Source organism: Caulobacter sp. 17J65-9, assembly GCF_010975005.1.
Classification (GTDB): domain Bacteria; phylum Pseudomonadota; class Alphaproteobacteria; order Caulobacterales; family Caulobacteraceae; genus 17J80-11.
The window spans coordinates 1-10,432 of sequence record NZ_JAAIVC010000141.1 but is presented as its reverse complement, the minus strand read 5'-3'; the positions used below and the strand labels follow the sequence as shown (position 1 = coordinate 10,432).

The 10,432-nt window shown below is 68.0% G+C and carries 8 protein-coding genes and 1 pseudogene; 3 read left to right on the top strand and 6 right to left on the bottom strand.

Annotated elements, in window-relative coordinates:
* The 6 genes and pseudogenes from G3573_RS16980 to G3573_RS16955 form a co-directional block, all read right to left on the bottom strand.
* Positions 1–208 (bottom strand): annotated as a pseudogene (locus tag G3573_RS16980) (biotin--[acetyl-CoA-carboxylase] ligase); the annotation flags it as partial.
* Between the two features lie 4 nt (positions 209–212).
* Positions 213–1,646 carry an NADH-quinone oxidoreductase subunit NuoN gene (gene nuoN, locus G3573_RS16975; protein ID WP_163262771.1) on the bottom strand — a complete coding sequence of 478 codons (1,434 nt, stop codon included), beginning with the start codon at positions 1,644–1,646 and terminating at the stop codon, positions 213–215.
* A 12-nt stretch (positions 1,647–1,658) separates the two neighbouring features.
* Positions 1,659–3,149 carry an NADH-quinone oxidoreductase subunit M gene (locus G3573_RS16970; protein WP_163262769.1) on the bottom strand — a complete coding sequence of 497 codons (1,491 nt, stop codon included), beginning with the start codon at positions 3,147–3,149 and terminating at the stop codon, positions 1,659–1,661.
* Between the two features lie 15 nt (positions 3,150–3,164).
* Positions 3,165–5,249 (bottom strand): NADH-quinone oxidoreductase subunit L, encoded by a 2,085-nt coding sequence (gene nuoL, locus G3573_RS16965; protein WP_163262767.1) that lies wholly within the window; start codon positions 5,247–5,249, stop codon positions 3,165–3,167.
* A gap of 5 nt (positions 5,250–5,254) precedes the next feature.
* On the bottom strand, positions 5,255–5,563 hold the full coding sequence (nuoK, locus tag G3573_RS16960) for an NADH-quinone oxidoreductase subunit NuoK (RefSeq protein WP_163262765.1): 309 nt from the start codon (positions 5,561–5,563) through the stop codon (positions 5,255–5,257).
* Positions 5,560–6,174: an NADH-quinone oxidoreductase subunit J gene (locus G3573_RS16955; RefSeq protein WP_163262763.1), complete on the bottom strand. Its 615-nt coding sequence runs from the start codon at positions 6,172–6,174 to the stop codon at positions 5,560–5,562. Before G3573_RS16955 ends, nuoK begins: the two co-directional genes overlap by 4 nt.
* A 246-nt stretch (positions 6,175–6,420) precedes the next feature.
* On the opposite strand from G3573_RS16955, the gene G3573_RS16950 reads away from it, so the two are divergent.
* The 3 genes from G3573_RS16950 to G3573_RS16940 all read left to right on the top strand — a co-directional run.
* Complete coding sequence (locus G3573_RS16950) at positions 6,421–7,239, top strand: methyltransferase domain-containing protein (protein WP_163262761.1); 819 nt, start codon at positions 6,421–6,423, stop codon at positions 7,237–7,239.
* A 140-nt stretch (positions 7,240–7,379) separates the two neighbouring features.
* Complete coding sequence (locus G3573_RS16945) at positions 7,380–9,701, top strand: arylsulfatase (protein ID WP_163262759.1); 2,322 nt, start codon at positions 7,380–7,382, stop codon at positions 9,699–9,701.
* Between the two features lie 90 nt (positions 9,702–9,791).
* The coding region (locus G3573_RS16940; protein ID WP_205598320.1) for a hypothetical protein at positions 9,792–10,432 on the top strand (641 nt) is incomplete at its 3' end.

Below are 10,432 nucleotides of genomic sequence, written 5' to 3'. Positions count from 1 at the left end.
GGTCGGTGACGGCCAGCAGGGTGGCGGCGAGGTTGCCCTCGCCGGTCGCCCAGGCGCGGCCGCGGCGACCGCGGCCCGCGCTCTGGCGGCGGGCGGTGATCCACAGGGGGCCCGCCTCGCCCGCCTCGGCCCGTCTGCGGGCCTCGGCGTTGGTGGAGTCGATCTCGTCGAGGGCGAGAACCGGCGGAAGGTCGGCCGCGCCGATCAACGGATCATCCCAGGCCCAGCGCCGAGGCGGCGTTCCGGGCGGCGGGGTCCAGCAGGGCGAGCGCCACCAGCACGAGCGGGAAGCAGAACGCCGCCGAGGCGAAGGCGACCAGCCGGGTCTCGGCCGGGGCGCCGTCGGTCGGCGCGGGGGCCGCGTCGAACCACATCACCTTGATGATGCGCAGGTAGTAGAACGCGGCCACCACGGAGGCGACGAGGCCCGCCACGGCGATCGGCCAGAGGCCCGCGCCGATGGCCGCCTTGAACACGTAGTACTTGCCCCAGAAGCCCGAGAACGGCGGCATGCCCAGCACCGACAGCGACAGCACCGTGAGCGCCAGCGCCACGCCCGGGTTGACCCGGCGCAGGCCGGACAGCTCGGCGATGGTGGTCACCGGGCGGCCGTCGCGCGACAGCGCCATCAGGCAGGCGAAGAAGCCGGTGATGTCGATCATGTACAGCACCAGGAACACCAGCAGGGCCTGAATGCCCGCCTGGGTCCCGGCCGCGACGGCCAGCAGGGCGTAGCCCATGTTGGCGATCGACGAGTAGGCCAGCAGGCGCTTGATGTCGCGCTGCATCAGGCCGCCGAAGGCGCCGACCACGAAGCTGATGGCGGCGATGATCATCACCACCTGGGCCCACTGGTCGTGCACGCCGAAGAAGCCCTGGCTCAGGGTGCGGGCGAACAGCACCATCGCGGCCAGCTTCGGGCCGGCGGCGATGAAGGCCACCGCCGGGGTCGGGCCGCCTTCGTAGACGTCCGGGGTCCACATGTGGAACGGCGCGGCCGACACCTTGAAGGCCAGGCCGCAGATCAGGAACACCAGGCCGAAGATCACGCCGGTGCCCGCCTCGCCGCTCACCGCGGCGGCGACGGCGTCGAAGCGCATGGCGCCGGTGAAGCCGTAGATCAGGCTGATGCCGTACAGCATCAGGCCCGACGACAGGGCGCCCAGCACGAAGTACTTCAGGCCGGCCTCGGAGGCCTTGGCGTCGTCGCGCTGGAAGGCGGCCATGACGTAGAGCGCCAGGGACTGCAGCTCGACGCCGACGTAGAGCGAGATCATGTCGCCCGACGAGACCATCATGCTCATGCCGATGGTGGCGAGCAGGATGAGCACCGAGTACTCGAACTTCTGGTTGGACACGCGGCCCAGCCAGCCATGGCCGAGGACGATGCCGAAGGCGCTGGCGACGTAGATGGCCACCTTCGAATAGGCCGCCATGCGGTCCATCACGAAGGCGCCGTTGAAGGCGACGCCGAGCGGGCCGAGCGCCGCGGCGAAGGCGGCGGCCACCAGGGCCGCGCCGGCCAGCACGGCCACCGCGCCGGAAGCGCGCTCGCCGCGGAAGGCGCCGAACACCAGAACCGCCATGGCGCCGATGGCCAGGATCAGCTCCGGCAGAGCCAGGGAGAGGGCGGAGGGAAGATCCATCACTTTAGGTCCTCACCCGGCGATCGCGGCCTGGTACGTAGCGACCAGGGCGTCGACCGAGGCGGTCGTGAAGTCGAAGACGAAATTCGGATAGACGCCGAGCGCCAGCGTGCCGATCACCAGCGGGGCGAACACGGCCATCTCGCGCCAGTCCATGTCGCTGATGTTGGCCAGCTGCGGGTTGGTCAGCTCGCCGAACATGACCCGACGGTACAGCGTCAGGGCGTAGACCGCCGAGAAGATCACGCCCGAGGCCGAGACGATCGCCGCCCAGGTGGACACGTTGTAGACGCCGGTCATCGTCGTGATTTCGCCGATGAAGCCCGAGGTCCCCGGCAGGCCGACGTTGGCCATGGTGAACAGCAGGAAGGTCGCCGCGTAGATCGGCATGCGGCTGGTCAGACCGCCGTAGAAGGCGATCTCACGGGTGTGCATGCGGTCGTAGATGACGCCGACGCAGAGGAAGAGCGCGCCGGAGATCACCCCGTGGCTCAGCATCTGGAAGATGGCGCCCTGGATGCCCAGCGCGTTGCCCGCGAAGATGCCCATGGTCACAAAGCCCATGTGGGCGACCGACGAATAGGCGATCAGCTTCTTGATGTCGGTCTGCCGGAAGGCGACCAGCGAGGTGTAGACGATCGCGATCACCGACAGGGTGAAGACGAACGGCGCGAACAGCTCGGAGGCCTGCGGGAACATCGGCAGGTTGAAGCGCAGGAAGCCGTAGCCGCCTAGCTTCAACAGGATGCCGGCCAGGATGACCGAGCCCGCCGTGGGCGCTTCGACGTGGGCGTCCGGCAGCCAGGTGTGCACCGGCCACATCGGCATCTTCACCGCGAAGGAGGCGAAGAAGCCGATCCACAGCAACTGCTGCGTCATCGGGTCGAAGTGGAACTTCATCAGTTCCGGGATCGAGGTCGTGCCCGCGGTGTAGGCCATGTACAGCATGGCCGCGAGCATCAGGACCGAGCCCAGCAGGGTGTACAGGAAGAACTTGTACGCCGCGTAGATCCGGTTCTTGCCGCCCCAGATCCCGATGATCAGGAACATCGGGACCAGGCCGCCTTCGAAGAAGATGTAGAACAGGAACAGGTCCAGCGCGGTGAACACGCCGATGACCAGCGTCTCCAGCACCAGGAAGGCGATCATGTAGTCGATCACCCGCTCCTTGATGCTGGTCCAGCTCGCCAGGATGCAGAGCGGCAGCAGGAAGGCGGTCAGGAGGACGAACAGCACCGAGACGCCGTCGACGCCCAGATAGTACTGAGCCCCCGAGAACCACTCGTAGCGCTCCACGAACTGGAAGCCGGGCGCGTTGCGGTCGAAGACCACGCACAGCCAGATCGACAGGGCGAAGGTCGCCAGCGTGGTCCAGAGCGCGATCCACTTGGACGTGCGCTCCACGACCGGCCGGTCGTCGGGCCGCGAGGTCAGGCGCAGGCCGAGGACGACGAGCGCGCCGACCAGCGGCAGGAAGGTGATGACGCTGAGAATGTTAGGCATCGCTATTTACCCCCCTCACCCGTGCCAGTTGGCGATGACGAAGGTCAGAAGGCCCGCGACGCCGAGGAGCATCACAAAGGCGTAGTGATAAACGTAGCCGGTCTGGATCCGGACCAGGCGCTTGGCGGCGGCGATCGACGCCGCGGCGAAGCCGTTCGGGCCCAGGCCGTCGATGAGCTTCTGGTCGCCGCCCTTCCAGAACAGGTCGCCCAGGAAGCGGGCGCCGCGGACAAAGACGAAGTCGTAGAGCTCGTCGAAGTACCACTTGTTGTAGAAGAAGCTGTGCAGCGGCCCGCCGCGGTCGGCCATGCGCTTCGCCAGGCCTTCGTGCAGCAGGTAGAACCAGGCCGCGACCAGCAGACCGCCGACCGAGCCGACCAGCGGCGCCCAACGCACCCAGGTCGGAACCTCGTGCATTTCGTGCAGCAGGTGGTTCGACGCGGCGTTGAAGATCGCGCCGCCCCAGAACTCAGCCTGCTTCTCGCCGATGAAGTACGGCGCGAAGAAGAAGCCGGCGACGATGGCGCCCGCCGACAGCACGAACAGCGGGATCAGCATGACCCACGGGCTCTCGTGCGGCTTGTGGTCGTGGTCGACGGCGTGCTCATGCTCGGCGCCCGGCTCGGTGTGGCTCTCGAACTGCGCCGCGCTGGCGTGGTCGTCGGCGTGCGCATCGTGAGCGTGACCGTGGGCCTCGGCGTGATCCCACTTCGGCGTGCCGAAGAAGGTCATGAACACCAGACGCCAGGAGTAGTAGGCGGTCAGGATGGCGGCGAACAGGCCGATGAAGAAGGCGAACTTGCCGACCTCCGAGTGCGCGCCGGCCGCGAAAGCCGCCTCCAGGATGGCGTCCTTCGAATAGAAGCCGGCGAAGCCGAACTGGAAGCCGTGGCCCGGGAAGCCGAGACCGGTGATGGCGATCGTGCCGACCGTCATCATGGCGAAGGTCAGGACCATGTACTTGGCCAGGCCGCCCATCTTCCGCATGTCCTGCTCGTGGTGCATGCCGTGGATCACCGAGCCGGCGCCCAGGAACAGCAGCGCCTTGAAGAAGGCGTGGGTGAACAGGTGGAACATGGCCGCCTGATAGGCGCCGATGCCCGCGGCGAAGAACATGTAGCCGAGCTGCGAACAGGTCGAATAGGCGATGACCCGCTTGATGTCGTTCTGCGCCAGGCCGACGGTCGCGGCGAACAGCGCCGTGATCGCGCCGATGACGGCGACGATCTGGGACGCCACCGGGGCGGCCTCGTAGATCGGCGACAGCAGGCAGACCATGTAGACGCCGGCGGTCACCATGGTGGCGGCGTGGATCAGGGCCGACACCGGGGTCGGGCCTTCCATCGCGTCCGGCAGCCAGGTGTGCAGGAAGAACTGGGCCGACTTGCCCATGGCGCCGATGAACAGCAGGAAGCCCGCCAGATCCAGCGCGCTGAACGTCCAGTTGCCGAACGCCCAGGTCTTGCCGGCCATGGTCGGGATCAGCGGGAACAGCTCGTCGAACCGGATGGTGTGGAACATCCAGAAGACGGTCATGATGCCGAGCGCGAAGCCGAAGTCGCCGACGCGGTTGACCACGAAGGCCTTGATCGCCGCGCCCGAGGCCGACGCCTTCTGATACCAGAAGCCGATCAGCAGGTAGGAGGCCAGGCCCACGCCTTCCCAGCCGAAGAACAGCTGCATGAAGTCGTTGGCGGTGACCAGCGCCAGCATGGCGAAGGTGAACAGCGACAGGTAGGCGAAGAACCGCGGCTTGGCCGGATCCTCGGCCATGTAGCCCCAGCTGTAGAGGTGCACGAGGGCCGAGACCGTGGTGACCACGATCAGCATGACCGACGACAGGGCGTCCACGCGGATCGACCAGGCCGACTTGAAGTCGCCGATCTGGATGAACGGGAACAGCTCGACCAGGAACTTCGCCTGGTGGCCCCAGGTGTGGTTGTAGAAATTCACCCAGGCGAGGGCGCAGGCCAGGAACAGCAGGCCCGTGGTGATCGCCATCGAGGGCTTGTCGCCGATCCGGCGGCCGAACAGGCCGGCGATCGCGGCGCCCACGAGCGGCGCGAACACCAGGACGGTGACGAGGGTCTCCGAAGACACTGGACTTAGCCCTTCATCATGCTGGCGTCGTCGACGGCGATGTCGCCGCGATTACGGAAGAAGGTGACGAGGATGGCGAGGCCGACGGCCGCCTCGGCGGCGGCCACGGTCAGGACGAACATGGCCATGATCTGGCCGGCCACGTCGTTCAGGTAGGCCGAGAACGCCACGAAGTTGATGTTCACCGACAGCAGGATCAGCTCGATCGACATCAGGATGACGATCACGTTCTTGCGGTTCACGAAGATGCCGAACACGCCGATCGTGAACAGGATGGCGGCGACGGCCAGGTAGTGGGCGAGCGTGACGGTCATTCGGAAATCCCCTCGCCGGTCGGGACGCTGACGACCGCCACCGCGTCCTTGCGGCGACGACCGACCTGCACGGCAACCTTCTGGCGGCGCACGTTCGGCTTGTGGCGCAGCGTCAGGACGATGGCGCCGACCATGGCGATCAGCAGCACGATCCCGGCCGCTTGGAAGAAGTAGACGTAGTCGGTGTAGAGCACCCGACCGATCGCTTCGGCGTTGGTCATGTCGGCGGCGGCGGCCACCGGGACCTTGCCGGCGGCGGCGCCGCGGTCGGCGACGGCGACGCTGACGAAGATCATCTCGCCCAGCAGGACGATGCCGATCACCAGCGCCAGCGGCAGATATTGGGCGAAGCCCTGTCGCAGGCTGGCGAAGTCGACGTCGAGCATCATGACGACGAACAGGAACAGCACCGCGACGGCGCCGACGTAGACCACGACCAGCAGCATGGCCAGGAACTCCGCGCCGAGCAGCACGAAGAGGCCGGCCGCCGAGAAGAAGGCCAGGATCAGGAACAGCACCGAGTGCACGGGATTTCGGGCCGAAACGACGGCCAGACCGGAAACGACGGTGACTGTGGCGAGGATGTAGAAGGCGAGCGCCGGAAGCGGCATGCGGACATCTGCTCCGTGCGGTCCGCGCCGCTTCGAAGCGCGGGAGGCGGAAAGAAACTCATGAAGTCTGCGGGACGTTCGATGGACGCGAATCCGCGCCCCTTCGGGGCCCCGCAAGCCGGCGCTCTTCTAGACTGGGCCGGATGCGATTGCAAAGGGTCCGGAGGGCTGTTCGGAACCGCAAGAACCGGGATGGCGCCGGAGCCTGTGCGTATCCATCTTCCCGGCTCAGTTTGAGAGGTCCTCATGGCCGTAAACGAGCGCAATTACCTGCTGGGCACGCACGACGAGGAGATCGCCCGGCTCGGCCTGCAGCACCGGGTCTGGCGCCCGCGCGTGCTGGACGCCTGGCGGCGGGCGGGAATCACCGAGGGCTCGACCGTGGTCGACGCCGGGGCCGGCCCGGGCTGGGCGTCCGTGGACCTGGCCGAGATCGTCGGCGCGAACGGGCGGGTGCACGCGCTGGAGCGCTCCGAGCGGTTCCTGGCCTATCTGAACGCGGTCGCCGCCCAGCGCGGGCTCGACAACGTCTCCACCCACAATCTCGACCTGGTGATCGACGCCCTGCCCGTCTCGGGCGCGGACGCCTTCTGGGTGCGCTGGGTGCTGGCCTTCGTCAGCGACCCGCGCGCCGTGCTGGCCAAGCTGGCCGCCACCCTGCGCCCGGGCGGCGTGGCGGTGATCCACGAGTACCTCGACTACGGCACCTGGGCCTTCGCCCCGGCCCAGCCCATGCAGGAATCTTTCCGCGACTTCGTCACCGAGGACTGGCGCGCCAGCGGCGGCGAGCCGGAGATCGGCCGCTTCCTGCCCGCCATGCTCCCGGAGGCCGGTTTCCGAATCAAGGAGTTGCGCCCGATCGTGGACGTAGTGCCGCCGACCAACTTCGTCTGGCAGTGGCCGGCCTCCTTCGCCAAGACCTACCCCGAGCACCTGGTGCAGACCGGCAAGCGCGACCGCGCCTGGGCGGACGGGGTGATCGCCGAGTACGAAGCGGCCGAAAAGAACCCCGACGCCATGATGGTCACGCCCATGGTGCTGGAAGTGATCGCCGAGCGGGTCTGAGGCCCTCCCCGCCCCGCGGCGACGCGGGGCATCGGCTTTCCTCCCCGGACTTCTCCGGGTTAGGCCCGATGGGTCGGGGGCCGGGCGGCCGCCATGCTGGAGCGTCGGCGCAGTTCGCGTCGTCGTCCGCGGAGGCCGCCATGCCCGTTCCCTTCAAAGGCGTCGTCAAGGTCGACGTGCGCGATTCCAAGCCCGACTGGGCGCCCTATCTCGCGCCCAAGGCGCCGGAGGGCGCGCCCAACGTGCTGGTCATCCTCTACGACGACACGGGCCTGGCGGCCTGGTCGCCGTTCGGCGGGGGGATCGACATGCCCACCGCCCAGAAGCTGGCCGACAACGGGCTGATCTATTCGCAGTGGCACACCACCGCCCTGTGCTCGCCGACGCGCTCGTGCTTCCTGACCGGGCGCAACCACCACCAGAACGGCTTCGCCTGCATCTCCGAGGCGGCCACCGGCTTCCCCGGTTCGCACGGCCACATCCCGATGGAGTGCGCCTACCTGGCCCAGGTCATGCGCGAGAAGGGCTGGAACACCTACTGGCTGGGCAAGGACCACAACCTGGCCATCGACGAGACCTCGATGGGCTCGTCCAAGCGCAACTGGCCGTGCATGCGCGGCTTCGACCGGTTCTACGGCTTCCTCGGCGGGGAGACCGACCAGTACTTCCCGGCGCTCGTCGAGGACAACCACTACGTCGAGCAGCCCTACGGGCCGGAGGACGGCTACCACCTGTCGCGCGACCTGGCCGACATGGGCATCGAGTTCATCCGCGACTCCAAGGCCGCCGCGCCCGACAAGCCCTGGTACATGTTCTTCTGCCCGGGCGCGAACCACGCCCCGCACCAGGTCCCGAAGGAATGGGCCGACAAGTACAAGGGCAAGTTCGACGCCGGCTACGAGGCCTACCGCGAGTGGGCCCTGCCGCGGATGATCGCCAAGGGGATCCTGCCCAAGGACACCAAGCTGACCCCGCTCAATCCCATGCCGGAGGACGCCGCCAACGAGCTCGACTTCGTGCGCCCGTGGGACAGCCTGAACGACCAGGAGAAGAAGCTGTTCTGCCGGATGGCCGAGGTCTACGCCGGCTTCTCCGAGTACACCGACGCCCAGATCGGCCGACTGATCGCCTATCTCGAGGACTCCGGCCAGCTGGACAACACCCTGGTGTTCTACTGCGCCGACAACGGCGCGTCGGGCGAAGGCAGCCCGAACGGGTCGGTCAACGAAAACAAGTTCTTCAACGGCTTCCCCGACAGCCTGGACGAGAACCTGAAGTACCTCGACAAGCTGGGCAGCCCGGACACCTACAACCACTACCCGACCGGCTGGGCGGCGGCGTTCTCGACGCCGTTCCGCATGTTCAAGCGCTACACCTACCAGGGCGGCATCGCCGACCCGATGATCATCTCCTGGCCCAAGGGCATCAAGGCGAAGGGCCAGGTGCGCAGCCAGTACCATCACGTCACCGACGTGGTGCCGACCATCCTGGACTGCTGCGGCATCGAGTTTCCGGACATGGTCCAGGGCTATCCGCAGGTCCCGCAGCCGGGCGTGTCCATGCGCTACAGCTTCGACGACGCCAAGGCGCCGACCCAGAAGGTCAGCCAGTACTACTGCATGCTCGGCACCCGGGCGATCTGGAGCCAGGGCTGGAAGGCGGTGGCGGTGCACTCGCCGACCTCCGGCAAGGGTCACTTCGACAAGGACAAATGGCAGCTGTTCCACTCGGAGGTCGATCCGGCCGAGGTCACGGACCTGGCCGACAAGCACCCGGAGAAGCTGAAGGAGCTGGTCGAGATGTGGTTCCGGGAGGCGGGCAAGTACGACGTCCTGCCGCTGGACGACCGGCTGCCGGTGGAGATCCTCTCCGACCCGCGCCCGCGCGACACCAGCCCGCGCGACGTCTACTTCTACTATCCCGGGACCAGCGAGATTCCGACCGAGGCGTCCGTCATCCTGGGCGGGCGCAGCTACAAGATCCTGGCCGACGTGAAGATCGACGGGCCCGAGTGCCAGGGCGTGATCTTCGCCCACGGCTCGCGGTTCGGCGGCCACACCCTGTTCATCAAGGATCGCCGGCTGCACTACGTCTACAACTTCCTCGGCATCGAGCCGGAGCAGAAGTTCAGCTCCGACGTGCTGGCGCCCGGCGACCACGTGCTGGGCATGGAGTTCGTCCACGAGAAGGTCGGCGAGCACGGCGAAGGGCTGGGCCGGGCCAAGCTCTACGTCGACGACAAGGTGGTGGCCGAAGGGCCGATGCGCGCGCAGACCGGCCACTTCAGCCTGTGCGGCGAGGGCCTGTGCGTCGGGCGCGACTCCTCCGACGCGGTCAGCCGCGAGTACTCCAAGGGCTTCCCCTTCACCGGCGGCGTGGTGCGCAAGGTGGCCGTCTACGTCGGCAAGGAGGCCTACGTCGATCTCGAGCTCAAAGCCCGCGCCATGATGGCCAGAGAGTGAGCCGGCCGACCGACGGCCGGCGCCCCTGACCACGAGGAACATCCCGGCGCGGCGGCTGTTCAGGCCAAGACTGCGGCGAGCCGGCTGCCGATGACCCTGCGCCAATTCTCGCGCCTGTGCGGCGTCGTCGCCGTCGTCGCCGCCCTGCTCGTCCTGACGGGCTGGGCCGTCGACCTCCCCCCGCTGGAGTCGCTGCTTCCCGGCTTTCCCGCGACCCAGCCCATGACAGCGCTGGTCATCGGCTTTCTCGGGGCCGGCCTGTGGTTGATCGCTTCGGAGCGGACGCACGCGCGCCGGCTGGCGAGGGCTCTGTCGGCCCTGGTCCTGCTGATCTGCGTGACGACGATCCTGGCCTACGCCGGCTTCGACATCGGCATGGACCGGTGGCTGTTCCCCGACCGGGTCGCGGAACAGCGCGTCGTTCCCCACCCCGGCCGCATGGGGCAGATGACCATCATCTGCGCCCTCCTCCTGGCCTTCGCGATCGTAGCCAAGGCGCGGCGCCTTTGGCCACGGACGGCGGTCGGGGCCGCCACCCTGGCGCTGCTGCTGTCGGCGGCGGCGTCGCTGGCCTTCCTGTTCAACGCCGGCACGGCGGGGTTCGCGTCGGTCTCCATCCCGACCGCGGCCGTCCTGGCGGTGCTGGGCGCCGGCGTGCTCGCCGCCCCGCCGCTCACGGGCTGGCCGCGGCGCCTGACGCTCGACACCCCCGGCGGCGCGGCCTCCCGGCT